Raw genomic sequence first — 24,637 nt, forward strand, 5'->3', positions numbered from 1 at the left:
GGCGACGATGCGGGGGAGGGCCCGCTGAGGAGCCGGGCAATTGGGCTGGGCTCGGCGACGATGCGGGGGAGGGCCCGCTGAGGAGCCGGGCAATTGGGCTGAGCTCGGCGACGATGCGGACCGGAAGCGCCCGCGAGCTGAGTCAGCGGGGCAGCATGCGGCTGAGCACCGGCGCGAACAGCCGCTGGTATCCCGAGCCGGTCAACCGCACGAGCAGGTCCAGCGCTTTGGCGTCCGGTCCAACCAGCACCCGAGCCTTGTTCTTGCGCACCGCGTCCAGGATGATCCGGGCCGCTCGCTGCGGGCTGGTAATGGCCATCCGCTTGTCGAAAAGCTCCGCGAGTTCGTCCTTGTCGAGCCCTTCGGCGGCGGTGGCATTGCGGGCAATCGCGGTCTTGATGCCCCCGGGATGCACTGTGGTGACTTTCACCGGGTGGCCGGCCAACGCCATCTCTTGGCGCAGCGCTTCGGTGAAGCCCCGCACTGCGAATTTGGCCGAGTTGTAGGCGGCCTGGCCCGGCACCGAGAACAATCCGAAGATACTGGAGATGTTGATGACGTGACCGTCGCCGGAGGCGATCAGGTGTGGCAGAAACGCCTTGGTGCCGTTCACGACTCCCCAGAAGTCGACATCCATGACCCGTTCGATGTCCTTGAACGGGGTGACCTCGATATCGCCGGTGAATGCGATACCGGCGTTGTTGTAAATCTGGTTCACCGCGCCGAAATGCTCGTTTACCGCGTCGGCGTAGGCGAGGAACGACTCGCGCTCGGTCACATCGAGCCGGTCGGCCTTGACCGGTGCGCCGATGGCCTTCAGCCGCTCCTCGGTTCGGGCCAGTCCTTCGGTGTCGACGTCGCTGATCGCCAGCTGTGCACCGGAGCGGGCCAGCTCGATGGCCAGCGCTTGACCGATACCCGAACCGGCGCCGGTGACCACGGCGATCTTGCCAGCGAACCCCTCCATGGACACGCTCCTTGTTTCGTTGGTTCCCGTCGAGGCTAATCGGTGCTGCCGGTCGGGGGCACACGGGCCCGTGTGAACACGGGCAACAAGCGGTTCCGCGGAACAACGCCGTAACGTGGGCGCTGCGCACCGCTGTTATCAGACACGCTGCGACGATCTCGGGAGAGGTCGATCACCAGCGGTGTTCGCCGCGAGTGTGCGCACAATGCCGATCGGCCCCGGGGTGTCGTGTACAAACACGCACGGCGGCGGCCGAGCCGCTCAGCGGAACGCTTCGTCGATGACCTCCTGCTGCTCGACAGCGTGCACCCGCGATGAGCCTGACGACGGCGCTGACATGGCACGGCGGGAAACACGTTTGAGCCCAGTGAGTTTATCCGGCAGCAGTTCGGGCAGCTCCAATCCAAACCGCGGCCAGGCACCCTGGTTGGCGGGCTCTTCCTGGACCCAGAAGTACTCTTTGACGTTCGGGTAGCGGTCCAGTGTCTCACCGAGTCGGCGCTTGGGCAGCGGCGCCAGTTGTTCGATGCGTACGATCGCGACGTCGTCGCGCTTGTCCTTTGCTTTGCGGGCCGCCAGCTCGTAATACAGCTTGCCGGAAGTCAATAGGATGCGGCGAACTTTGGTCCGGTCCCCGATCCCGTCTTCATAGGCGGGTTCCTCCAGCACCGAACGGAACTTGACCTCCGTGAAGTCTCTGATCTCACTTACCGCAGCCTTGTTGCGCAACATCGATTTCGGCGTGAACACGATCAGCGGGCGCTGGATACCGTCGAGCGCGTGCCGGCGCAACAGGTGGAAGTAGTTCGACGGTGTCGAGGGCATCGCGATCGTCATCGACCCCTCGGCCCACAGTTGTAAAAACCGCTCGACTCGCGCCGACGTGTGATCGGGACCTTGACCTTCGTGGCCGTGCGGCAGGAGAAGCACCAGGTTGGATAGTTGCCCCCATTTGGCCTCACCGGAGCTGATGAACTCGTCGATGATCGGCTGGGCGCCGTTGGCGAAATCGCCGAACTGGGCCTCCCACATGACAAATGCGTCCGGATTGCCGACCGTGTAGCCGTATTCGAAGCCGACAGCCGCGAATTCGGACAGCGGCGAGTCGTAGACCAGAAACTTACCGCCGGTCGGAGTGCCGTCACTGTTGGTGGCCAGCAGCTGCAGCGGGGTGAACTCCGCACCGGTGTGGCGGTCGATAAGCACCGAATGCCGTTGGGAGAAGGTGCCGCGGCGGGTGTCTTGCCCAGACAGCCGCACCAGTTTACCCTCGGCCACCAGCGAGCCCAGCGCCAGCAGCTCCGCGAAGGCCCAGTCGATTTTGCCTTCGTAGGCCATCTCCCGGCGCTTTTCCAATACGGGCTTGACCCGCGGGTGCACGGTGAAGCCTTCCGGCAGGGCCAGGTGCGCGTCTCCGATGCGGGCCATCAGCGACTTGTCGATACCGGTGAACAGCCCTGCGGGGATCATCTGGTCGGACTCCACCGATTCGCTCGGCTGCGCTGCGCGTTTCTCCAGTTCGCGGACCTCGTTGAAGACCCGCTCCAGCTGTCCCTGGTAGTCACGCAGCGCATCCTCGGCTTCCTTCATCGAGATGTCGCCGCGCCCGATCAGCGCTTCGGTGTAGCTCTTGCGCACCCCGCGCTTGGTCTCGATGGCGTCATACATGGCCGGATTGGTCATCGAGGGGTCGTCACCCTCGTTATGCCCGCGGCGGCGGTAGCACAGCATGTCGATGACGACGTCTTTTTTGAACTTCTGCCGGAAGTCCACCGCCAGGCGCGCCACCCACACGCAGGCCTCGGGGTCATCACCGTTGACGTGGAAAATGGGCGCCCCGATCATTTTCGCGACATCGGTGCAGTATTCACTGGATTTGGAATGCTCGGGCGAGGTGGTAAAGCCGATCTGGTTGTTGACGATGATGTGGATGGTGCCGCCGACGCGGTAGCCGGGCAGCAGCGCCAGGTTCAACGTCTCGGCGACCACACCCTGGCCGGCGAAGGCGGCATCACCGTGCAGCATCAGCGGCACCACCGAGTAGCCCTCCTCGGTGTCGCCCTTATCCAGGAGGTCCTGTTTGGCCCGGACCAGTCCCTCCAGCACCGGGTCGACAGCCTCCAGATGCGACGGGTTAGCGGTCAGTGACACCTGAATATCGTTGTCGCCGAACATCTGGATGTAGACGCCGCTGGCGCCCAGGTGGTACTTGACGTCACCGGACCCGTGCGCTTGCGAGGGGTTCAAGTTGCCCTCGAACTCGGTGAAGATCTGCGAGTACGGCTTGCCGACGATATTGGCCAGCACGTTGAGCCGGCCGCGGTGCGGCATGCCGATGACGACCTCGTCGAGGCCGTGCTCGGCGCATTGATCGATGACAGCGTCCATCATCGGGATGACGCTCTCGGCCCCTTCTAGCGAGAATCGTTTCTGACCGACGTATTTGGTCTGCAGGAACGTCTCGAAAGCTTCCGCGGCGTTCAGCTTCGAGAGGATGTATTTCTGTTGGGCGACCGTCGGTTTGGTGTGCTTGGTTTCGATCCGCTCCTGCAGCCATTTCTGCTGCTCGGGCTCGAGGATGTGGGTGTATTCCACGCCGACGTGGCGGCAGTAAGCGTCGCGCAACACCGACAGCACGTCGCGCAGCTTTTTGTACTTTGCACCCGCGAAACCGTCGACTTTGAACTCGCGATCCAGATCCCACAGTGTCAGGCCGTGCGTCAGCACGTCGAGGTCAGGGTGGCTGCGGAATCGGGTGTTGTCCAGCCGCAGCGGATCGATATCGGCCATCAGATGCCCGCGGTTGCGGTAGGCCGCGATCAACTCGATCACCCGGGGGTTTTTGTCGGCGATCGAGTCGGGGTTGTCGGGTCGCCAGCGGACCGGCTCATAGGGGATGCCCAGCTCACGGAAGATCTCATCCCAGAACCTGTCGGAGAGCATCAGTTCGTGGATGGTGCGCAGGAAATCGCCGGATTCCGCGCCCTGGATGATGCGGTGGTCATAGGTCGAGGTCAGTGTGATGAGCTTGCCGATGCCCAGTTCGGCGATCCGCTGTTCGCTGGCGCCCTGGAACTCGGCGGGGTATTCCATCGCGCCTACTCCGATGATGGCGCCCTGGCCGGCCATCAGCCGGGGCACCGAGTGAACGGTGCCGATCGTGCCCGGGTTGGTCAGCGAAATCGTCACGCCAGCGAAGTCTTCAGCGGTGAGCTTCCCGTCGCGTGCCCGGCGCACGATGTCCTCGTAGGCGGTGACGAATTGCGCGAAGCGCATTGTTTCACACTGCTTGATCCCGGCCACCACCAGTGAGCGCCTGCCGTCTTTGCCCTGCAGGTCGATCGCCAGCCCGAGGTTGGTGTGCGCGGGTGTGACGGCGACGGGTTTGCCGTCGATCTCGCTGTAATGGCGGTTCATGTTCGGGAACTTCTTGACCGCCTGCACCATGGCGTAGCCGATCAGGTGGGTGAACGAGATCTTGCCGCCGCGGGTGCGGTTGAGGTGGTTGTTGATGACGATCCTGTTGTCGATCATCAGCTTGGCCGGGATGGCCCGCACACTGGTGGCGGTCGGCACTTCCAGTGACGCCGACATGTTCCGGACGACGGTCGCGGCGGCGCCGCGCAGCACTTGCACCTCGTCGTTTTCGGCCGGTGGTGGGGCAGCGGGTTTGGCCGGCGCTATCGGCGCAGCAGACCCCGCTGTGGTGCCGGCAGTGGTGCTCGCGTGCGGCTCCGGCGGCGCGGCCGCCGGGGCCGGCTGGACTGTGGGCGGTGTGGCCGCAGGGGAGTTCGACGGTTCTCCGTCAGCCGTGGCGCGGGCACCGGCCGTCGGTTCGGGGCTGTAGTCGACCAGGAACTCATGCCAGCTCGGATCGACCGAGGAGGGGTCTTCGCGGAACTTGCGGTACATCTCCTCGACCAGCCACTCGTTCTGCCCGAATGGTGAACTTGTACTGCCCACAGCAGCTAACGCCTCGATTCCTCTGCCCGGCAAGCGCGCGGCATGCCGCTTGCGACCCGATACGCCGTGGTCGGCGCCCTTCCTGGCGGTTCCGCCAATTCCCGCCCCAGTAAAGGCTAACGCGTCGTGAGCAATCCGACAGGCGCACCGCCTCAGGCCAGCCGCATCGGGTGAGCCGCGACGATACGGTTCGGTTTCAGACCGCGTGGTGGCTCAGTGGGGTCCGTGGCGTGGCCGGTGCCACGCGCACTGGCGCCGGCCGGCACGCCGGGGGACTGCCGAACGCGGTGCGGGCCTTGCCGACGATCCTCTTGCCCGCTATCCGGTTGCCGGCGCCGCCGACGGCGGCGCCGAGACCGGCCGGCAGCAACGTGCCCAACACCAGGGCGCCGCGCCGGGGCCCGGCGCGGTCCGGCTTCATCGGTGCCGGCGGGCGGCCCTGTGTCACAGCGTGCTACTCCACAAGGAATAATCCGCGGCGGACCCCGGGGGCGACAAGTATGCCGTTAAGGCGCCGAGACCGAGCCGGCCGAGTGAAAGGGATCCTCATCGTCGATGGCCCATCAACTGACGTCGCTGGGTATCTCGGTGCTCGCACTGTTGCGGGAGCGGCCCATGCACGGCTACGAGATGTTGCAGACACTCAGCGACCGGCAGGCTGACCGTATCGTCAGGGTGCGCCCGGGGTCGTTGTATCACACTGTCGAGCGGCTGACCGGGCAGAGGCTGATCCGGCGCGCGGCGAGGGGTCGAGACGGCAACCGGCCCGAACGCGTCGTCTACGAGATCACCGACGCCGGTGTCGAGGCGCTCGCCGAGCGAGTGCGCGAACTGGTCGCCACACCCGTCAACGAATACCCGCAGTTCACCGTGGCGCTGGCCGAAATCGACAACCTCGACCCCGACTCGGCAGTGCATGCCCTGGACAGTCGTGTCGTGGCACTGGAAGCCGGCGTCGCCGAGATGACAGCGCAGCGGAACGCCGGTATCGCGCCCGGCCTCAGCCCGATCGTCTTGGAGTACTTGCTGGCAATAACTCAGGCGGAAGTCACGTGGTTGCGACAGTGTGCGACATCGCTGCGGTCAGGTCGCTGGAGCTGGCCGGCTACGGCCCGGCCCGAGACCGTCACGGATAGCGGAAGCGAGGTGCAGACATGACGACGGCGATCATCCAGCCGCGCCGGGGTTCGCGACGGGTCGCTGCCGCCAGACCCGGGCTGCGCAGGCACGCCGCCAATGATGGCAACTCGTGGGCGGCGCTGTCGGCGATGATGGTCGGGTTTTTCATGATCGTGCTGGACGGCACCATCGTCGCCGTGGCCAACCCCAGCATCATGGCCGCGTTGCATACCGGATACGACACAGTGATCTGGGTGACCAGTGCCTACCTGCTGGCCAATGCGGTGCCGTTACTGGTCGCGGGCCGGCTCGGAGACCGGTTTGGCCCGAAGAACCTCTACCTGATCGGTTTGGCCGGGTTTACCGGTGCGTCGCTGTGGTGCGGCCTGTCGGGCAGTATCGGCGTGTTGATCGCCGCCCGGGTGGTGCAGGGCATCGGTGCCGGGTTGCTGACGCCGCAGACACTCTCGACAATCACACAGACCTTCCGGCCAGAGCGCCGCGGTGTGGCGCTGAGCGTGTGGGGAGCCACCGCCGGGGTAGCTTCCCTGGCGGGGCCACTGGCCGGTGGGGTGCTGGTCGACACGCTGGGCTGGAAGTGGATTTTCTTCGTCAATGTGCCCATCGGGGTGGCGGGTGTGGTGCTGGCACTGTGGTTGATCCCGCGGTTGCCCACCCATACGCACCGGTTCGACGTGCCCGGGGTGGGGTTATCCGGGGCTGGTGTTTTCCTCATCGTGTTTGCGCTGCAGCAGGGCCAGTCTGCGGGATGGGCGCCGTGGATCTGGGCGGTGCTCGTCGGGGGTGCGGGCTTTATCGCGGTGTTCGTCTACTGGCAGTCGGTGAACACCGGCGAACCGCTGATCCCGCTGGATGTATTCCGCGACCGCAACTTCAGCCTGGCCAACCTCGCGGTGGCGATTATCGGGTTCGCGGTGACCGCGATGGTGCTGCCGGTGATGTTCTACGCGCAAGGGGTCTGCGGGCTCTCGCCGACTCGTTCGGCGCTACTGATCGCCCCGATGGCGCTCGCCAGCGGTTTGCTCGCTCCAGCTGTCGGCAAGATCATCGACCGGTCGCATCCGCGGCCTGTTGTCGGTTTTGGTTTTTCGCTGCTGGCTATCGCATTGACGTGGCTTTCCATCGAGATGGGTCCTGCCGCCCCGATCTGGCGGCTGGTGCTGCCGTTTACCGCGATGGGCGTGGGCATGGCCTTCATCTGGTCGCCGTTGACCGCCACTGCGACGCGGAACCTGCCGTCCCATCTGGCCGGCACCGGATCGGGGGTGTACAACACCACCCGGCAGCTGGGCGCCGTGCTGGGCAGCGCGAGCATGGCCGCGTTCATGGTCGCGCGGATCGGCGCCGAAATGCCGGCGACACCTTCCGGTGCGCGACCGCAGCCTGCTGGCGGCACCAGCCTTCAGCTGCCTGAGATCCTGCGTGCACCGTTCGCGGCGGCGATGGCACAGTCGACGCTTCTGCCTGCGTTTGTCGCTTTGTTCGGCGTGGTCACCGCGCTCTTCATGGTCGGTGACCCGCCATCGCCGGACGGCCGCCAAAGCCTGGGCTCGCCAGGAGGAACCGCTCGGTCCGCCGTAACCCCCGCTAACGACGTGTGCGGGTTCGACGCGTTTTGTGATGACGACGACTACGTCGAGTACACGCTTGTGCATGAACCTGGCCCGCCGCACGCGGACGCCGAATCGTCCTGTGGCGAGGACGACACTGAGCCGCTGCGCGCCCGGCTGAACCATTCGGTGACGCGGCGGCACGCCGATTCCGTCCAAGCACGGCACCGCCTGCCCGATCATCAGACTGATGGCATAAGCAGACTCAACCGCAACGGATTCCACGTCGACGACGAGCAGCGTTTCCGTTCGATTACGAACTTCTCAGCACCGCCGGCGATCGGTGATCACCCGCGTTCTGCGGCAGCGCATTCCAGCACAGCGCAAGACCGTGACGAATCCCTCTGGAACAGCGGCGCGTGGCACCAACCGTTCACCACAGAGGCGCCGCCGCGTAACAAACATCACCGGCCCGGTCCTGACGGCCCAGCCGCCCGCGGTCGGCACTCGTTTCCTGATGGTCGCTGACCAAACCACGCCGTTCGACTGCCGGCCAGCCCCAGAGCGCCCTCACCGGTCTTGATCGATTACCATTGAGCAAGAACGACATTCCATTTGCGGACTTGTTGGTCGTCGGGATGATCCGCTCAGTTGGCAGTGTTACCGATGAGCTCGACTCCAGCACCGTTCCACCGGAATTTCACCACGCTCTTCAACCCGTCGATACCGTTGGAGTACGTGAGCGCCACCGTGTCGCCGGTGCATTGAGAAGGGTCAATCCCGTTGAAGCCGTATGTGTCAGGCACTCCCTGGGGTATGTACTTGCCCAGATGGAACATTACCGCGCGAGTATTGGGGTTGGTGGCGTTAGTGTTGGCCTTGACGATCACCGCCGACAACTGGGCGCATTCGTTGTAGTTACCGGCCAACGGTTCCGGGTTCCACGGCTGGTGGCTGCGCGGATCGCGGGGCAGCTCGGAAACCGCCCGGGCGATCGCGGGTGCTGCCAAGTCGACCGCACAGGGGTCAACCGGCGGGGCGGTGGTGCCGGTCGGGGCAGCGGCGGCCGTGGTACTCGGTCTGCCCGGAGTGCTGATTGGTGCGGCCGCCGGCGGTTGCGGTGTCTTTGCGACGGTCGAGTCGCCGGGCCCGCAGCCGGCCAATCCCGCGGCCAGCAGTGCTGCCGCGGCCAGCATGCTCCGGACACGCCAGGGTAGCCAGCACACAACCCGCACCGTACCGGTACCGGATGCGTTCGCGCGGCAGACGTCGCCGGGTGGCTGTCGACGACCTTGTCGTCGCTGGGCCACTAGACTGCATGTCCGATGTGTTTTGCGGATAGCCTGAAGTCGGCGCCCCGGCAAGGTCTGCCGACCCGCGGATCCGTCGATCGGCCGTGCCCGGCGTCACCGTGGGCTGGGCGACGGTGCCGAAGCCGTGGCCTGAGCCGCGCGCACATGAGCGCCGGGATGGGTGCGCCCGAATCTGCGCGCCAGCCCGCAACGGCACCCCAGCGTGTCGACGTCAGCAATCGGCAAACGACTGGCCGGGGATGACCGCGCCCAAGGCCGTGGCCGCTCAGGGCGGACTGGAGCAGATCTCTCGAGTAGAGCGGGTCGCGTCGCTCACCGGTATCCGGGCCGTCGCAGCCCTGCTGGTGGTGGGCACCCATTCGGCCTATACCACCGGCAAATACACCCACGGCTACTTCGGACTGGTCTGTTCGCGGATGGAGATCGGAGTTCCGATCTTCTTCGTGCTATCCGGCTTCTTGTTATTCCGCCCCTGGGTGAAAGCCCTCGCCACGGGCGGTGCGCCGCCGTCGCTAAGCCGCTACGCCTGGCACCGGGTGCGGCGCATCATGCCCGCCTACACGATCACCGTGCTGGCCGCCTATGTCGTCTACCAGTTCCGCACGGCCGGTCCGAACCCGGGTCACACCTGGAGCGGGTTGCTCCGCAACCTCACTTTGACGCAGATCTACACCGACAACTACCTGGGCTCGTATCTGCATCAGGGTCTCACCCAGATGTGGAGTCTGGCAGTGGAAGTCGCTTTCTACCTGGTGCTGCCGCTGCTGGCTTACCTGGTGCTGGTCGTGGTGTGCCAACGTCGATGGCAGCCGGTCCTGGCGCTGACGGCGTTAGGCGTGTTGGCGTTGGTCACCCCGGCCTGGCTGATCATGGTGCACACCACCGATTGGTTGCCCGACGGCGCCCGGCTGTGGCTGCCGACGTACCTGTCGTGGTTCGTCGGCGGCATGATGCTGGCCGTACTGCAAGCGATGGGAGTGCGCTGCTATGCGCTGGTGGCCATACCGTTGGCGGTGATCAGCTATTTCATCGCGTCGACCCCGATCGCGGGCGCCCCGACGACCTCGCCCACCGGTTTGACAGAAGCGCTGGTCAAAGCGGGCTTTTATGCGGTTATCGGCACACTGGCCGTGGCACCGTTGGCTCTGGGGGACCATGGCTGGTACGCCCGGCTGCTGGCGGCCAGGCCCATGGTGTGGCTGGGCGAGATTTCCTACGAAATCTTCCTGATTCATCTGGTGACCATGGAGTTCGCCATGGTCGACCTCGTCCGTTACCGCATCTACACCGGGTCGATGCTGAACCTCTTCGCCGTGACGCTGATCATCACGATTCCGCTGGCCTGGCTGTTGCACCGGTTCACTCGAATCAGAACCGAACAGGGACAAGTCAGCAGCGATGGGCATGGGCGCGCGGTCCCCGGCGCGCCAGTGCGCCGGTGAGAGGTTACCCTTGCCTAAGTTGACATCGGGAGGCGAGGGGCAGGGATGGCTGAATCCAGGGCAGCGCGAGGTGTACAGGGCGCGGTACTGAAGCTGCTGCGCGGCGCCGACTACCGGTTCACCGTGATCGGTCGACGTGAGATCAGCCCGCATTACCTGCGGTTGAGCTTCCGGGCCGGCGGGATGCTCGGTGAGCAGTCCCTGCACCCGACCATGTGGATCCGGATGTGGTTTCCCAACGGCGATAAGCCCCATCAACGCGGCTATACCTTGGTCGATCCCGATCCGGCCGCCGATACCGTCGACATCGAGTTCGCACTGCACGGCGGCGTCGCCTCGCGGTGGGCGCAGGCAGCACAGCCGGGTGACACGATCGACGTGACCGTGATGGGCAGCAGGTTCGCTCTGCCCGAGCCGGCTCCCGCCGGCTATGTGATCGTCGGTGACACCGCCTCGCTGCCGGCGATCAACTCGTTACTCGGCGCGATCGGGGACACTTCCGCCCGGGTGTTTCTGGAAGCCGGCTACGACGACGACAAAGACCTGCCCGTGGCGCGCAGCGCGGGTGTCATTTGGGTCGACCGCAAGGACGGCGGAAAAGCCTTGGTTCAAAAGCTCAGGTCGATGGCGTTCGACGCCCGTGACCACTTCGGCTGGGTGGCCTGCGACAACCGCACCACACGGTCGGTGGTCAGGGTGCTGCGCGAGGATTTCGGGATACCACGAAGTTCGATCACCGCGCGGGCCTATTGGATGGCCTGACCGGTCCGCTGCTCGATCGGCACCATGACCGGGACGACGAATTCGTCGAGCATCGCCTGTTCGTCGGTGTCGTCGTGGCCGGGGAAGAGCAGCAGTGAGGTGATCACTCGTACCAGCCAGCGCGCCCGGCGTTGCACGGCAGCCGGATCGTCAGGGCCCAGCGAGCTGAGGAATGCGGCGACCAAGGCCTTGATCACCTCGGAACGCTCAGCCATCTCACCGCCGATGGGTGGGCGGGTGGCGGCGAACCACGACGCCAGCGGGGGGCTTTCCCGGACCGTCCGCAGCGTGGTGGCGATCCCGGTGACCAGCCGTTGCCGCGGATCCTCGATGCCGCTGATCTTCTTTTTGATCACGTCGTGCAACCGATAGGCTTCGCGGTGTACGTAAGCGTTCCGTAATGCTTCCCGGCTTTCGAAATAGCGGTACAGTGTAGCGCGGGAACATCCGGCGGCCCTTGCAATTTCGTTCATACCGACAGACCCCGGGTCATGTACCGTGAACAGGGTTTCGGCTGCGTCGAGAATCCGGTTGGCAGCAGCTTCGGTGCGACGGGCCGCCAGCCAGTCGGAGCGGGCCATCAGGATTTCACCGTCAACGGCACCGACAGGGGACGTCGCACATAGCTGCCGTCGGCCCACACGATGGCTGACTCGTCGACCTCGAAATTCGGGCAGCGCGCCAGCAGCTCGGTCAGTGCGACCTGCGATTGCATCCGTGCTGCGGCGGCGCCCAGGCAATGGTGCGCACCGTGGCTGAACGTCAGGATATTGCGCGGACAGCGAGTCACGTCGAGCTCTCCGGCGTCTGGACCGTACTGGCGCTCATCGCGATTGGCCGAGCCGTACAACAACAAGACCTTGCGGCCCGCCGGGATGGTGGTGTCGCCGATCCGGACATCGCGAGTGGCGGTGCGTGCGAGCCCCTGCACCGGAGAGGTCAGCCGCAGCAGTTCTTCGACAGCGTCGGGGATCAGTGCCGGATTTTGCGCTAGCAGCCGGCGCTGATCGGGGCGTTGGTGCAGCAATGGCATGGAGCCGCCAAGCATTCCGGTGGTGGTGTCGTTGCCGCCGGTGACCATGGTGAACGCGAACGCCAGCACCGACAATGTGCCGGCGACATCGCCGTCGGCTCCAACTCCAGCGGCCACCAAGTGCGAGAGGGTGTCATCCTCAGGCTGGGTTCGGCGCCGCTCGATCAGCTCGCTGAAGTAGGCCATCATCGCCGCGACCGCGTCCCCGGCCGTGGCGAGGCCGGCTTGGGCGGTGTTGGCTGCAACGATCGCCTGGGTCCAGCCGTCGAATTGCGTGCGGTCTTCTTCGGGCACGCCGAGGTAATGCGCGACAACCATCGACGGCAGGGGTTTGAACAGCTCAGCGACGATGTCGCCGCCACCGTTGGCACGCAACCGCTCGATGCGCTCGATGACGAACTGGCGCACCCTGGGCCTGACGGTTTCGACCTGCCGCGGAGTGAATCCACGCGACACCAGCTTGCGAAACGCGGTGTGCACTGGCGGGTCCTGCATCACCATTGGGGGATTGTCTTGCAGCCCAATCAGTTCCAGCTCGCTGTAGTTGACGGTCAGCCCCTGCGCGGACGAGAACGTCTCATGGTCGCGCGCGGCGTTCCACACATCGGCGTGCCTGGACAGCACGTAGTAGTCGTGGTCGGGTCTGTCTTCGGGCACCACGTGGTGCACCGGGTCGTGGTCGCGCAGCGCTTTGTACATTGCCCATGGATCGGCCCACGTTTCAGCCGTGGCCAGCTGAAAGTGCGCGGCGTGAGACACGCTCATTGACATGTCTTATGAGTACGACACTTACCTTCTGCTGTCAACAGGCGGGTCGGGGAAGGATGGCGCGAAGTGATCTGCGGGCCGGGCGCAGCACATGTCTGCGTCGCGTCAGATGGCCGCACCGGGGTTGAGAATGCCCAGTGGGTCCAGCGCCTGCTTGATTCGCTGATTTAACGCCATGGCATCGGGCCCGATCTGGTCTGCCAGCCACGGCCGTTTCAACCGGCCCACGCCGTGCTCGCCGGTGATCGTGCCACCCAGGCCGATGGCCAGCTCCATGATTTCGCCGAATGCCTGGTGAGCGCGCTGCATCATCGCGGCATCGGCGGGGTCGTAGACGATCAACGGGTGGGTGTTCCCGTCGCCGGCATGTGCGATCACCGAGATGGTGAGTTCGCGCTCTGCGGCGATGTGCGCGATCCCGGTGACCAGTCTGCCCAGCGCGGGCAGCGGTACGCCGACGTCTTCCAGCAACAACGATCCCTTGCCCTCGACCGCTGGGATGCAAAACCGGCGGGCGGCGACGAACGCCTCGCTTTCCTGCGGATCGTCGGTGGAAAACACCTCCTTCGCGCCGTGTTCGGCGAACACGGCAGCCATCAGCTCAGCGTCCTCGGTTCCGGCTCGTCCCCGCTCGTCAGAGCCACCGAGCACCATGGCGGCGGCCTCCCGGTCCAGGCCCATGCGGAAGCTGTCCTCGACCGCGTTGATCGCCACCGAATCCATGAACTCCAGCATCGCCGGGCGGATCCGCCCGGCGACCGCGAGCACCGCGTCGGTCGCGGCTTGCACCGAGGCGAAGGTCGCCACCACGGTGCTCGACGCGTGCTGGGCCGGCAGTAGCCGCAGCGTCACCTCGGTGATCACGCCCAGCGTGCCCTCGCTGCCGACGAATAGTTTGGTCAGAGAAAGCCCGGCGACATCTTTGAGCCGCGGGCCGCCCAGCCGCACCGCGGTCCCGTCGGCCAGCACCACTTGCAGGCCCAGCACATAGTCGGTGGTGACGCCGTATTTCACGCAGCACAGACCGCCGGCGTTGGTGGCGATGTTGCCGCCGATGCTGCAGATCTCATACGACGACGGGTCCGGCGGATACCACAGCCCGTAATCAGCGGCCGCCTTTTTCACCTCGGCGTTGAGCAGCCCCGGCTGGCAGACCGCGGTGCGGGTGAGCGGGTCGACGACGATGTCGCGCATCTTCTCCGTCGACAGCACGATGCTGTCATCGAGTGCGGTCGATCCGCCCGATAGCCCGGTGCCGGCGCCCCGGGTGATGACGGGCACCCGATTGGCGCTGGCCCAGCGCAGCACGGTCTGCACGTCCTCGGTGCGTCGCGGCCGCACCACGGCCAGGGGTTTGCCCGCCGACGGGTCGAATGCGCGGTCCTGCCGGTAGCCCTCGGTGACGGCCGGATCGGTGACCACCATCCCGTCGGGCAGCTCAGCGATCAGACTGGCCAGTACCTCAGCACCCACGGCCCGATCCTACGGCCGGACGCCGCCCCAGTTCGGCCGCCGCACAGCCCGGACAGCATAGCCCCAGGTCAACCGCGACCGACGCGGCGGAGTCGTTGCGGTGAGCGGCAACGGGGATCGTGCTCCGACGCCGCTGCAGGCACGATGTGGGGTGTGCGTCCCCATCCTCGTACCGGCCGACTCTTCGCCTCGCCGGTCGCCCCCGGTACCGGCTGGCCAGGAGATCCGGCCACACCGCAGACGCCGGTAGCAGCCGATCCGGCGCAGGTGTCGGCATTGGCGGGGGAGGTCCACTCGATCCCGGAACTCGACGCGCTGGTCAGCGTCTGCCGCGCTTGCCCGCGGCTGGTCGCTTGGCGTGAACAAGCCGCAGTTATCAAACGGCGGGCTTTCGCCGACCAACCCTACTGGGGGCGTCCGGTGCCCGGGTGGGGATCGCAACAGCCGCGGCTGCTGATTCTCGGCTTGGCGCCGGCCGCGCACGGCGGCAACCGGACGGGACGGATGTTCACCGGTGACCGCTCCGGTGACCAGTTGTTCGCTGCGCTGCACCGGGCCGGGCTGGTGAGTTCGCCGAGCAGTGTCGACGCCGCGGACGGACTGCGGGCTAATCGCATTCGGATCACCGCGCCAGTGCGATGCGCGCCGCCCGCCAATAAGCCGGCACCCGAGGAACAGGTGACGTGCTCGCCGTGGCTGGAGGCCGAGTGGCGGCTGGTATCCGGCCATGTCCGGGTGATTGTCGCTTTGGGCGGTTTCGCCTGGCAGGTCGCGCTGCGGCTGGTGGAACACGCCGGCATACGCAAGCCGCTGTTCAGCCACGGCGCGCTCGCGGAGCTGCCGTCTGGCCTGCGTGTGCTCGGGTGCTATCACCCCAGCCAGCAGAACATGTTCACCGGCAAGCTGACCCCGGCCATGCTCGACGCGATTTTCACCGACGCCAAGACGATGGCCGGGATCAGGTGACGCCACTGAACGGGAAGCTTGGGCTGGCCGTCGGTGTTGACGCCAGCGTGCGACTGTCCGTTCTCGACCTCGTCCCGGTGCGTACCGACCAGTCGACCTCGGATGCACTGGCGGCCACCGTCCAACTGGCGCAGACCGCCGACCGGCTGGGCTTCACCCGCTACTGGGTCGCCGAACACCACAACATGCCCGCAATCGCCGCCACCAGCCCCCCGGTGCTGATCGCCTATCTTGCCGCGCAGACCGCGCAGCTGCGGCTCGGATCCGGCGGTGTGATGCTGCCCAATCATGCGCCGCTGGCGGTGGCCGAACAGTTCGCACTGCTGGAGGCGGCCGCCCCGGGCCGCATCGACCTCGGCATCGGGCGGGCACCGGGCTCCGACCCGATCACCTCATGGGCGCTGCGGGCCGGCCGCGATGACCGCGACCTGGAACACTTTCCCGACTACCTCGACGACGTGGTCGCGCTGATGAGCCCACGAGGCGCACGACTGCCGTTGCGCGACGGGGAGTATGTGCTGAAGGCTACCCCGGCCGCCGTCAGCGAACCGCGGCTGTGGCTGTTGGGGTCATCGATGTACTCGGCGCATGTGGCTGCCGCCAAAGGGCTGCCGTATGTGTTCGCCCACCACTTCTCCGGTAAGGGCACCGCAGAGGCGCTCGCGGTTTACCGTTCGCGATTCGTGCCCAGCAAGCTCGCCGCACAGCCGGTCACATTTTTGACGGTCAATGCGGTGGTGGCGGAAACACGTGAGGAGGCAACGGCATTGATGATGCCCAACCTGCACATGATGGCCCGGCTACGAACCGGGCAGCCGCTGGGGCCGGTACAGCTTGTCGAAGATGCGCGGGCGGAGCAGCTCACACCGCAGCAACTGCACATCGTCGAGCGCGGGTTACAGCGCGCCATCCTCGGCACCCCCGCCGACGCCGCCGCTCAACTGCGGGCCCTGGCCCAGCAGTTCGACGTGGACGAGGTGATGATCAACCCGGTGGCCTCGGCGCATCGCGGCACCGATCCGGCGACCGCTCCCGGCCGGGTGGCGACATTGGAGTTGCTGGCAAAAGAGCTTTTTTAAATCTAAAGCGTCGCCGGTCCGTTCCGGGCCGGGCCGTGCGCTAGCGCGGTGTGAGCACGATGACCGGTATTGGGCGCGACGTTCGGCGCTGGTACTTCTCATAGCGGTTGGCGTTGTTCGTGTTGACGATCTGCCACAGCCGCGGATAGTCGGGATCCCCGGGTGCCACTGGTTTTGCCGTGACACTAAATCGTTTTGGGCCGACGTTGATTTCAACGTTGGGGTCAGCTTTGAGGTTGTGATACCAGCCCGGTGCCCGGGGATCGCCGCCTTTCGAGGCGACAACGAGGTAGTTGTCGCCGTCGCGCGCATAAGTCAGTGATGTGGTGCGCGGCTTACCGGTCTTGGCTCCGGTCGTGTGCAACAGCAAGTTCGGTGGCCCACCGGGAATCCGGTGTCCGATCCGGCCTTTGGTGGCGGTGTAGATCGCGTTGTGCATTCGGAGCAGCGGTATCCCGACGACCTGCTCGACCCACTGGGAGACGTCCATGCGTTCAGTCTGGCTGACTCGCATCGGTCCGTGCCAGCGCCTCCCGCAGGATTTGCGCGGTGGCCTCACGGTCGGGGTCATGGCGCAACAGCATTCCTTTCGCGACTGCGAACTTGTCGCCGTTGCGCCGCGGCAGGACGTGCAGATGAATGTGGAACACCGTCTGGAATGCCGCGCGGCCGTCGTTGATCGCGATATTGGTCGCGTCGGCGAGCTCCGTCGTGCGGGCCGCCCGCGCGATCCGCTGGCCGATGGTGACCATCTCGGCCAGTGTCTCGGGCGGGGTGTCGGTGAGATCCACGGTGTGCCGCTTGGGCAGTACCAGGGTGTGGCCACGGGTAAACGGGCGGATGTCAAGGATCGCCAGGTAGCCGCCGTCTTCATAGATTCGGATGGCCGGAGCCGTCCCGGCCACGATCGCACAGAACACGCAGGACATGCCGCCACGGTAGCGGCTCGGCCGCTGGTATTACCGCCCGGGCGGGAGCGCAGCGGCGATCGCCGCGATCGCCCGATCGAGGATCGCGCGGGTGGTGCCGAAGTTCAGCCGAGCGAAACCCGAACCCACCGCGGCGCCGAACGGAAGACCCGGGCTGAGCGCGACTTTGGCCTTTGCGAGCAGGTATTCGGCCGGCTCGGCCGGCAGGTTCAGCGCACGAAAATCCACCCATGCAAGGTAGGTGCCCTCCGGGGTGGTGACTGTCACCCCGGGAGCCGACTCCGGCAGGGTCCGCGCCAGGTGGTCGCGGTTCGCCTGCAGGTAGACAAGCAGCTGATCCAGCCAGTCGGCGCCGTGGTTGTACGCGGCGATATTGGCCCGGATACCGACTGTGGACGCGCCCATCCGGTGCAGCCAGTTGATCCGGTCCCACTCCTTGGCGTCGCGGCTGTTGGACAGGATCACCTGCGCGCACATGAGACCGGGCAGGTTCCAGCCCTTGGACGCCGACATCAGCGTGATAACCGTTTGGGCGGCCGCATCCGACACCGAGGCGGCGGCGACGTGGGGATGTCCGTAGACCAGCGGTGCGTGGATCTCGTCGGCGATGATCCTCGCACCGTGACGCGCCGCGATGTCCACGATCACGCGCAGCTCATCGACGGTGAACGCCGTGCCCAGCGGATTGTTGGGATTGCACAGGATCAGCGACCCGGCCCCTTTGGCGAATGCGGCGTCGACGGCATCGGGGTCTAAGACGTATCGGCCCGAATCCGGCTGCGGTGTCATCGGGATCTCTACCCTTTGCCGGCCGGTGACGTGCAGGACGTCGAAAAAAGGCATATAGGCCGGAACAGGCAAGGCCACTGGACTTTCGGGTCGGGTTAAAAAGTTGATGACGACCTCCATGCCCTTCAGGACGTCCGGGACGATGCGAACCCATTCCGCAGACACGTTCCAGCCATAGCGGCGCCGACACCAGTCAGCCGTTGCCGTCGGCAGTGCATCGTCGGCGAACGCCGGGTAGCCGAACTCCTCGTCGGCGACCCACCTGTGCACCGCGTCGAGCACCGCCGGCGCGGTGGGAAAGTCCATTTCCGCGATCCACAATGGCAGCACATCGGGCTCGAAGTGATTCCACTTGACCGTCTTGCGTTGTCGCAGCTGATCCTCGGTCAACAGGTCAAAGACGCAATCGCTCATATCAGTAGTCTGCTCCCTGCTCGGCTTGTGACGCCGTGGCTCACGGCGCCTGGCGGCAAGGCAACATATTCTGCCGCGGTGGACCCTTGTGAACAGGCTCTCGCCGGTGCGGGGCGCCGCCTGGATGCCGGCGGCTGCCGCTGCCGGTGCAGCTCGTCGGCCGTCCCTACGACGAGGCGACCCGGCCGGCGCTCAGTGCGCAGCTCGAGGCCGCACGAGCGTGGGCTCATCGACGCCCGCCGGTGTCATGAGCGCGAAATGACTCGCCACGCCGCCAACTTGTCGCAGACGGGCATGACGTGGGCCGGGCTGGTAGACGGCAGCCGCTGATAGCTCACTGTTGTGTCGACCCGGACAAATCTGCGAAACAGCGCGTCTGCCTTGTTCCCGTTGAAATACACTCGAGTAATGCTGGGATAGCACGTGAACAGTTTTTGGAAGTCGTTGGGCACCAGACTTTTCAGATCAATATTGGAGTCAGAACTGCCGACACGACGACACTTGTGCAGCACATCCCACAGCGCCACTGCGTGGGATTGAAGTGCGTCCACACGCGTTTCGTATGGGGCGCTCTGGTCAAAGCCAAAGAGTTCGCTGGTAATACGCCAGAAACAATTTCGCGGATTGGCATAGTACTGGTGCGCTACCAGTGACTGCACACTCGGGAACGAGCCGAGGATCAGCAGCCGGGCGCCGTCGTCGACAACGGGCGGCAAGCCTTTCGGAACCGGTGCGTTCATCACTGCTCATCATCGCGCACAAAGGTCAGCCGGGCTCCGATGCCGGTGATCGTGCGGCGGGGTGACGAGGGCCGCTGCATCTGCGCGCGGGAGACCGCGCAAAATCTCCGGCACCGATGTCGCGCGGCGCACCCACCCGTCACGAAGCTCCCACACGGCCCACCTGACGCTGGGACGCCGCCGTGAGGTGTTCGCTGGCAGTGAAACCACTTGCCAGAAGTTTATAACAAAGTAATTATGTAATCATGACCTCGCGGGGTTACGCACGGCGTTACGGGCGCTCCGGCGGCTGGCAGCAAGCTCATCAACCCGATGCTTGCGACGCGGCGGAATGGTTTGCCGGACGTCTCCCTGAAGACTGGTTTGACGGTGACCCCAGGGTGACTGTCGATCGTGAGGAGATCACGGTCATCGGCAAGCTGCCCGACGCCCAGACCTCGGGCAAAGAACAAACCCCGGCCCGCGCGTCGGGCCGCGTCTCCCGATTCCGCGAAGAAACCCGCGCAGAGCGGATGGCGATCGCCGAGGAGGCACAAGCCCGTTACGGCCGTAAGGTTTCCTGGGGCGTCGAGGTGGGCGGCGAGCGGATCCTGTTCACGCATCTGGCGGTGCCGGTGATGACCCGCTTAAAACAGCCGGAGCGGCAAGTGCTCGATACTTTGGTCGACGCCGGTGTGGCGCGCTCGCGCTCCGATGCGCTCGCCTGGGCGGTCAAACTGGTCGGTGAGCACACCCAGGAATGGCTGGCCAAGCTGCGGGAAGCGATGGAACACGTCGATCACCTGCGCGCGCAAGGCCCGGATCTCTAAAGCACCGGCCCGCTGCGCCGGTTCCTCGACCGAGACCGTTCAATCGTGCGTCTCGATTGTGCACCCGCCCGGTGACACCGGCGACGGCAACGGCAGGGGCCACCTGTGACCGGTCGCCTCACAGTCAGAGCCGGGCCATGTCCCAGTACGCACCGCGACGGGCCAACAGTTGGCGGTGAGTGCCCTGCTCGACGATCTTGCCTGACTCCATCACTAGTATGACATCCGCGTCTCGGATCGTCGAAAGTCGGTGAGCGATAATAAAACTCGTGCGATCACGGCGAAGCTCACACATCGCGTGCTGGATGAGCGCCTCAGTGCGGGTATCAACGGAGCTGGTGGCCTCGTCGAGGATCAGCAACTGGGGGCGGGCAAGAAAAGCCCGCGCGATCGTGATCAACTGCTTTTCGCCGGCGCTGATGTTGGTGCCGTCGTCACTGACCCGCGTCTGATAACCGGCCGGCAGGGTATGCACAAAGCGGTCCACGTAGGCCGCCTTGGCGGCGTCCACGACTTCGTGTTCGCTCGCCCCTGGTCGCCCGTACGCGATGTTTTCCGCAATCGTCCCCTCGAACAGCCAGGTGTCTTGCAGCACCATCCCGATCCGCGAACGCAGCGAATGCCGGCTCATCGACGCGATATCGACGCCGTCGATCAAGATCTGCCCGGAGTCGACGTCGTAGAAACGCATCAGCAGATTCACCAGCGTGGTCTTGCCGGCGCCCGTCGGACCGACGATCGCGACCGTGCTGCCCGGCTCGGCCACCAGCGACAGGTTCTCGATGACCGCATGTCCCGGACGATAGCTAAAACTCACACCCCGAAACTCGACTCGGCCGGGATGCTCACCGTTAACCGACGGCAGGGGCAACGGGTGCTCGGGTGGCTCTTCGGCCTCGTCGAGAAAGTCGAAAACCCTCTCAGCGCTGGCCATCCCGGACTGCAATGTGTTGTACATCGCCGCGACTTGGGTCAACGGTTGGTTGAACTGGCGCAGGTACTGGATGAACGCCTGAATGCCGCCCAGCGTGATCTGTCCGGTCGCCACCTGCAGACCACCGACCACCGCCACCGCGACGTAGCCCAGGTTGCCGACGAACGCCAGCGCCGGTGACAGCAGGGCGGACCAGAACTGGGCGCCCAAGCTGGCCTGATAAACGTCGTCGTTGAGCTCACGGAACTGCTGCTGCGCATCGGCCCGATGCCCGAAAGTCTTGACGACGGTGAAACCACTGTAGGTTTCCTCGATGTGCGCGTTGAGCCGCCCGGTGTTGGTCCACTGTGCGACGAATAACCGTTGCGAACGCCGAGTGATGACTTTGGTCAGCGCCAGCGACAGCGGCACGGTGAGCACCATCATCCCGGTCAATAGCGGCGAGATCGACAGCATCATCACCAAGACGGCCACCACGGTGACCACGGCGCTGAGCAACTGGCTGATCGTGACCGAGACCGACGTCTGGATGTTGTCGATGTCATTGGTGACGCGGCTTAACAGCTCACCGCGCTGCCGATTGTCGAAGTAGGACAGTGGCAACCGGTGTACCTTGTCTTCAACGTCGGAGCGCAGCCCCCTGATGGCTTGTTGCACCGTGGCGTTGAGTATCCGTGCTTGTAGCCAAATAGTCGCAGCAGCAATAAGGTACAGCATTAGGGCCAGCAACAGGGTGTGGCCCACCGCGCCGAAATCCACACCCTTCCCCGGCTGGAGGCTCATTCTGGACAGCAACTCGGCGAAGGTAGTGTCTCCGCGGGCACGGGCGGCAGCGATCGCTTGTTCTTTGGTTGAGCCCGGCGGCAGATGCCGGCTGACCACACCGCTGAACAGGAGATCGGTGGCATGGCCCAAAATCCGGGGGACCACCACCGAGATGGCGATTCCAGCCATCGACAATGAGATCGCTATGGCGATCTGCTTTCGTTGCGGACCAAGACGTTTCAGCAATCGTAACGCAGAGCCTGTGAAGTCGCGGGACCGCTCGGTGGGCGCCTGGACCACCCCGCGGATCGGCCTCTCCATCGACCCGGTCACGGCTGGCCTGGCACTCCGGCGCCCAGCGTCTGGGAGTCCACGAACTCGGCGTATGTCGGACAGCCGGCCAACAGGGAATCGTGTGTGCCGGTTCCGATTACCCGGCCGCGTTCGACAACGACGACCTGGTCGGCGTGCGCGACGGTGGAGATGCGCTGCGACACGATGATCGTCGTCGAATCCGCAGAGACTTCTTGCAGCGATTTGCGGATACGCAAGTCCGTGTGGACGTCCAGTGCGGAGAACGCGTCGTCGAACAGGTAAACCGTCGGACGGCGAATTACCGCGCGCGCGATAGCCAGTCGCTGCCGTTGTCCACCGGATAAGTTGACACCGCCTTGGGCCACGCGCATCTGCAGCCCGTCATCGTGTGCACGTACGAATCCGTCGGCGGCCGCCACCCGCAGCGCTTCCCACATTTCAGTCTCGGTCGCGTCGGCTTTGCCGTAGCGGAGATTGTCGGCGACCGAACCGGAGAACAGGTAGCCGCGTTGCGGCACCAAGCCGATCATCGACCACAGGTGCTCGATGTCGTAATCGCGGACATCGACGCCGTCGAGGCAGACAGCGCCGGCGGTCACGTCATAGAACCGGCAGATCAGCGACACCAGCGTCGACTTGCCAGAACCGGTGCTGCCAACAACAGCGGTAATGGTGCCCGGAGCGGCGGTTAACGAAACATCCTGCAGCACAGGACGGTCAGCGCCGGGGTAGCAAAATGTCGCTCTATCCAGCCGCACCTCACCCCGGTCCCGGCGGGAGGGGTGCACCGGATGCTCCGGGCTGCGGATTGCCGGGCTGGTAGCCAGCACCTCGGCAATGCGTTCGGCGCATACGGATGCCCGCGGCAGCACCGCCAGCAACATCGTCGCCAACAACACCGCCATCAAAATCTGCATGAAATACGACAGAAACGCGATCAGTGAGCCGATCTGCATGTGACCGGCCTCGATGCGCAGGCCGCCGAACCAGATCACTGCGACGCTCGAGCAGTTGATCGTCAATGTGGTCACGGGCAGCATCAGTGCCTGCCAGTTGCCAGCGGCCAGCGCGGTATTCGACAGTGCGACGTTCGCGGCGGCGAACCTCTGGCGTTCGAAAGGTTCACGCGCGAACGCGCGGACCACTCGGACACCCGACAGTTGGTCGCGCATGACCCGATTGATGGTGTCGATCAGCTTTTGCATGCGGCGGTAGATCGGCATTGTGTGCGACACAATCCAGTAGTTGGCGGCCGCCAGGACCGGGACGCTGACGAGCAGTAACCACGACAACCCGGCGTCCTGGTGGATAGCCATGACGATCCCGCCGACGCACATAATGGGCGCGGTGACCAGCACGGTGCACGACATCTGCACCAGGAATTGGATCTGGCGGACGTCGTTGGTGGTGCGGGTCAACAGCGACGGCGCGCCGAAGCGCACGCTCTCGTGTCCGGAGAAGCTGATCACCTGGTGGAACATCGCGGCACGCAGATCGCGGCCGAACCCCATGCCGGTCCGTGAGCCAAAGTAGACCGCGCCGACGGCGCACAGCAGCTGCAGTCCGGCGACCGCGAGCATCACCGCGCCGAGTCTGACGATGGTAGCGGTGTTGCCCTTGGCCACACCGTCGTCGATGATCGCGGCGTTGACCGTCGGCAGATACAGCGACGCCAGGGTGCTGATCAGCTGCAGCACCATCACTGCAGCGATCGACCACCTGTACGGCCGCACATACTGGCGCAGCAGTGCCAGGACCACCTGGTAACTGTTGCACACCGACCCGGGGCCGGTCACCGGATGGTTCACGCCCGTGCCGTGCCGGCGGCGCCGGGGAACGCCCTGGTCAGGCGCGTCGGTGGTTGACCCGCTGGGCTGACGCTACAGTGCATCGTGTGATGACCAGTAGGCGGGCGTAGTGGTGCGGCGACACAGAGCGGCGCTGGCCCTGGTGGCCGCGGCCTTGGTTCCGATGGTTGCCGGATGCTCTCATTCCGGGTCCAGCCAACCTCAGCAGACCCAGTCGTCTGCGTCGGCATCTCCGCAAGGCCACCACGGACCGATGTTCCCGCCATGCGGCGGGATTAGCGACCAGACGGTCACCGAACTGACTAAGGTGACCGGGCTGGTCAATACCGCGCAGAATACCGTCGGGTGTCAGTGGCTGGCGGGTGGCGGGATCCTCGGCCCGCATTTTTCTTTCTCGTGGTACCGCGGCAGCCCGATCGGGCGGGAGCGCAAGACGGAGGAACTATCGCGGACCAGCGTCGAAGACATCAATATCGACGGACATAGTGGTTTCATCGCGATCGGCAGCGAGCCGACGTTAGGTGACTCGTTGTGCGAGATCGGAATCCAATTCAATGACGATTTCATCGAATGGTCGATCAGCTTCAACCAGAAACCCTTCCCGGATCCATGCGACGTAGCCAAACAATTGACCCGTCAGTCGATTGCGAACGCGAAATGAGTCGTTCGGTTCGTCAT

The 24,637-nt window shown here is 65.1% G+C and carries 21 protein-coding genes and 1 pseudogene; 9 read left to right on the forward strand and 13 right to left on the reverse strand.

Annotated elements, in window-relative coordinates; genetic code table 11:
• Positions 1 to 142: 142 nt before the first annotated feature.
• The 3 genes from G6N08_RS11985 to G6N08_RS11995 all read right to left on the reverse strand — a co-directional run bounded on the left by G6N08_RS11985 (position 143) and on the right by G6N08_RS11995 (position 5,378).
• Complete coding sequence (locus G6N08_RS11985; protein WP_163757560.1) at positions 143 to 967, reverse strand: SDR family NAD(P)-dependent oxidoreductase; 825 nt, start codon at positions 965 to 967, stop codon at positions 143 to 145.
• 261 nt (positions 968 to 1,228) lie between these two features.
• Positions 1,229 to 4,930, reverse strand: a complete 3,702-nt coding sequence (locus G6N08_RS11990) for a multifunctional oxoglutarate decarboxylase/oxoglutarate dehydrogenase thiamine pyrophosphate-binding subunit/dihydrolipoyllysine-residue succinyltransferase subunit (RefSeq protein WP_163757562.1) — start codon at positions 4,928 to 4,930, stop codon at positions 1,229 to 1,231.
• Between the two features lie 196 nt (positions 4,931 to 5,126).
• Positions 5,127 to 5,378: a hypothetical protein gene (locus tag G6N08_RS11995; protein WP_163757565.1), complete on the reverse strand. Its 252-nt coding sequence runs from the start codon at positions 5,376 to 5,378 to the stop codon at positions 5,127 to 5,129.
• Between the two features lie 107 nt (positions 5,379 to 5,485).
• Between G6N08_RS11995 and G6N08_RS12000 the strand changes: the two genes are divergently transcribed.
• Together G6N08_RS12000 and G6N08_RS12005 are read left to right on the forward strand one after the other, a co-directional pair.
• Positions 5,486 to 6,088 carry a PadR family transcriptional regulator gene (locus G6N08_RS12000; RefSeq protein WP_163757567.1) on the forward strand — a complete coding sequence of 201 codons (603 nt, stop codon included), beginning with the start codon at positions 5,486 to 5,488 and terminating at the stop codon, positions 6,086 to 6,088.
• On the forward strand, positions 6,085 to 8,148 hold the full coding sequence (locus G6N08_RS12005) for an MFS transporter (protein ID WP_163757569.1): 2,064 nt from the start codon (positions 6,085 to 6,087) through the stop codon (positions 8,146 to 8,148). Before G6N08_RS12000 ends, G6N08_RS12005 begins: the two co-directional genes overlap by 4 nt.
• 119 nt (positions 8,149 to 8,267) lie before the next feature.
• Here the strand turns inward: G6N08_RS12005 and G6N08_RS12010 are convergent, their stop codons facing one another.
• Positions 8,268 to 8,816, reverse strand: a complete 549-nt coding sequence (locus tag G6N08_RS12010) for an LppP/LprE family lipoprotein (RefSeq protein WP_163760520.1) — start codon at positions 8,814 to 8,816, stop codon at positions 8,268 to 8,270.
• A gap of 356 nt (positions 8,817 to 9,172) precedes the next feature.
• Here G6N08_RS12010 and G6N08_RS12015 point away from each other — a divergent pair, with 356 nt between their 5' ends.
• Positions 9,173 to 10,375 (forward strand): acyltransferase family protein, encoded by a 1,203-nt coding sequence (locus tag G6N08_RS12015; protein ID WP_163757571.1) that lies wholly within the window; start codon positions 9,173 to 9,175, stop codon positions 10,373 to 10,375.
• Positions 10,376 to 10,420: 45 nt separating this feature from the next.
• The gene (locus G6N08_RS12020) at positions 10,421 to 11,137 is read left to right on the forward strand and encodes a siderophore-interacting protein (RefSeq protein ID WP_163757573.1); all 717 of its coding nucleotides are present in this window, start codon (positions 10,421 to 10,423) and stop codon (positions 11,135 to 11,137) included.
• On the opposite strand, the gene G6N08_RS12025 is transcribed toward G6N08_RS12020, so the two are convergent.
• From G6N08_RS12025 to G6N08_RS12035, 3 genes are all read right to left on the reverse strand, one after another.
• The gene (locus G6N08_RS12025) at positions 11,122 to 11,718 is read right to left on the reverse strand and encodes a TetR/AcrR family transcriptional regulator (protein ID WP_163757575.1); all 597 of its coding nucleotides are present in this window, start codon (positions 11,716 to 11,718) and stop codon (positions 11,122 to 11,124) included. The genes G6N08_RS12020 and G6N08_RS12025 overlap by 16 nt on opposite strands.
• Positions 11,718 to 12,935, reverse strand: a complete 1,218-nt coding sequence (locus tag G6N08_RS12030) for a cytochrome P450 (RefSeq protein WP_371869020.1) — start codon at positions 12,933 to 12,935, stop codon at positions 11,718 to 11,720. The genes G6N08_RS12025 and G6N08_RS12030 overlap by 1 nt, the downstream gene beginning before the upstream one ends.
• 108 nt (positions 12,936 to 13,043) lie before the next feature.
• A complete protein-coding gene (locus G6N08_RS12035) occupies positions 13,044 to 14,411 on the reverse strand; it encodes an FAD-binding oxidoreductase (RefSeq protein WP_163757580.1) in 1,368 nt (455 codons plus the stop codon).
• A 144-nt stretch (positions 14,412 to 14,555) separates the two neighbouring features.
• Here G6N08_RS12035 and G6N08_RS12040 point away from each other — a divergent pair, with 144 nt between their 5' ends.
• Both G6N08_RS12040 and G6N08_RS12045 read left to right on the forward strand, forming a co-directional pair.
• Positions 14,556 to 15,377: a uracil-DNA glycosylase gene (locus tag G6N08_RS12040; RefSeq protein WP_163757582.1), complete on the forward strand. Its 822-nt coding sequence runs from the start codon at positions 14,556 to 14,558 to the stop codon at positions 15,375 to 15,377.
• Between the two features lie 47 nt (positions 15,378 to 15,424).
• The gene (locus G6N08_RS12045; RefSeq protein ID WP_163760522.1) at positions 15,425 to 16,456 is read left to right on the forward strand and encodes an LLM class flavin-dependent oxidoreductase; all 1,032 of its coding nucleotides are present in this window, start codon (positions 15,425 to 15,427) and stop codon (positions 16,454 to 16,456) included.
• A 40-nt stretch (positions 16,457 to 16,496) separates the two neighbouring features.
• Here G6N08_RS12045 and G6N08_RS12050 read toward each other — a convergent pair whose 3' ends face one another.
• The 3 genes from G6N08_RS12050 to G6N08_RS12060 are packed head-to-tail and all read right to left on the reverse strand — an operon-like array spanning position 16,497 to position 18,588.
• Complete coding sequence (locus tag G6N08_RS12050) at positions 16,497 to 16,946, reverse strand: nitroreductase family deazaflavin-dependent oxidoreductase (RefSeq protein WP_163757584.1); 450 nt, start codon at positions 16,944 to 16,946, stop codon at positions 16,497 to 16,499.
• 4 nt (positions 16,947 to 16,950) lie between these two features.
• A complete protein-coding gene (locus tag G6N08_RS12055) occupies positions 16,951 to 17,385 on the reverse strand; it encodes an HIT family protein (RefSeq protein ID WP_163757585.1) in 435 nt (144 codons plus the stop codon).
• 30 nt (positions 17,386 to 17,415) lie between these two features.
• Positions 17,416 to 18,588, reverse strand: a complete 1,173-nt coding sequence (locus G6N08_RS12060) for a MalY/PatB family protein (protein WP_163757587.1) — start codon at positions 18,586 to 18,588, stop codon at positions 17,416 to 17,418.
• A 134-nt stretch (positions 18,589 to 18,722) separates the two neighbouring features.
• On the opposite strand from G6N08_RS12060, the pseudogene G6N08_RS20755 reads away from it, so the two are divergent.
• Positions 18,723 to 18,839, forward strand: a pseudogene (locus G6N08_RS20755) (hypothetical protein); the annotation flags it as partial.
• Here the strand turns inward: G6N08_RS20755 and G6N08_RS12065 are convergent.
• On the reverse strand, positions 18,834 to 19,328 hold the full coding sequence (locus G6N08_RS12065; protein ID WP_163757589.1) for a DNA-deoxyinosine glycosylase: 495 nt from the start codon (positions 19,326 to 19,328) through the stop codon (positions 18,834 to 18,836). The pseudogene G6N08_RS20755 and the gene G6N08_RS12065 sit on opposite strands and share 6 nt — an antisense overlap.
• Before the next feature lie 245 nt (positions 19,329 to 19,573).
• Between G6N08_RS12065 and abmR the strand changes: the two genes are divergently transcribed.
• Positions 19,574 to 20,137, forward strand: coding sequence for an ATP-binding transcription factor AbmR (abmR, locus tag G6N08_RS12070; protein ID WP_163757592.1), 564 nt, complete (start codon positions 19,574 to 19,576; stop codon positions 20,135 to 20,137).
• 124 nt (positions 20,138 to 20,261) lie between these two features.
• Here abmR and G6N08_RS12075 read toward each other — a convergent pair whose 3' ends face one another.
• Both G6N08_RS12075 and G6N08_RS12080 read right to left on the reverse strand, forming a co-directional pair.
• Positions 20,262 to 22,157 carry an ABC transporter ATP-binding protein gene (locus G6N08_RS12075; RefSeq protein ID WP_163757594.1) on the reverse strand — a complete coding sequence of 632 codons (1,896 nt, stop codon included), beginning with the start codon at positions 22,155 to 22,157 and terminating at the stop codon, positions 20,262 to 20,264.
• Positions 22,158 to 22,165: 8 nt separating this feature from the next.
• Positions 22,166 to 23,911: an ABC transporter ATP-binding protein gene (locus G6N08_RS12080; protein ID WP_163760526.1), complete on the reverse strand. Its 1,746-nt coding sequence runs from the start codon at positions 23,909 to 23,911 to the stop codon at positions 22,166 to 22,168.
• A gap of 211 nt (positions 23,912 to 24,122) precedes the next feature.
• Here G6N08_RS12080 and G6N08_RS12085 point away from each other — a divergent pair, with 211 nt between their 5' ends.
• Complete coding sequence (locus G6N08_RS12085; RefSeq protein WP_163760524.1) at positions 24,123 to 24,620, forward strand: DUF3558 domain-containing protein; 498 nt, start codon at positions 24,123 to 24,125, stop codon at positions 24,618 to 24,620.
• Positions 24,621 to 24,637: the final 17 nt, after the last annotated feature.

This window comes from Mycobacterium botniense, assembly GCF_010723305.1.
Taxonomy (GTDB): Bacteria; Actinomycetota; Actinomycetes; order Mycobacteriales; family Mycobacteriaceae; genus Mycobacterium; species Mycobacterium botniense.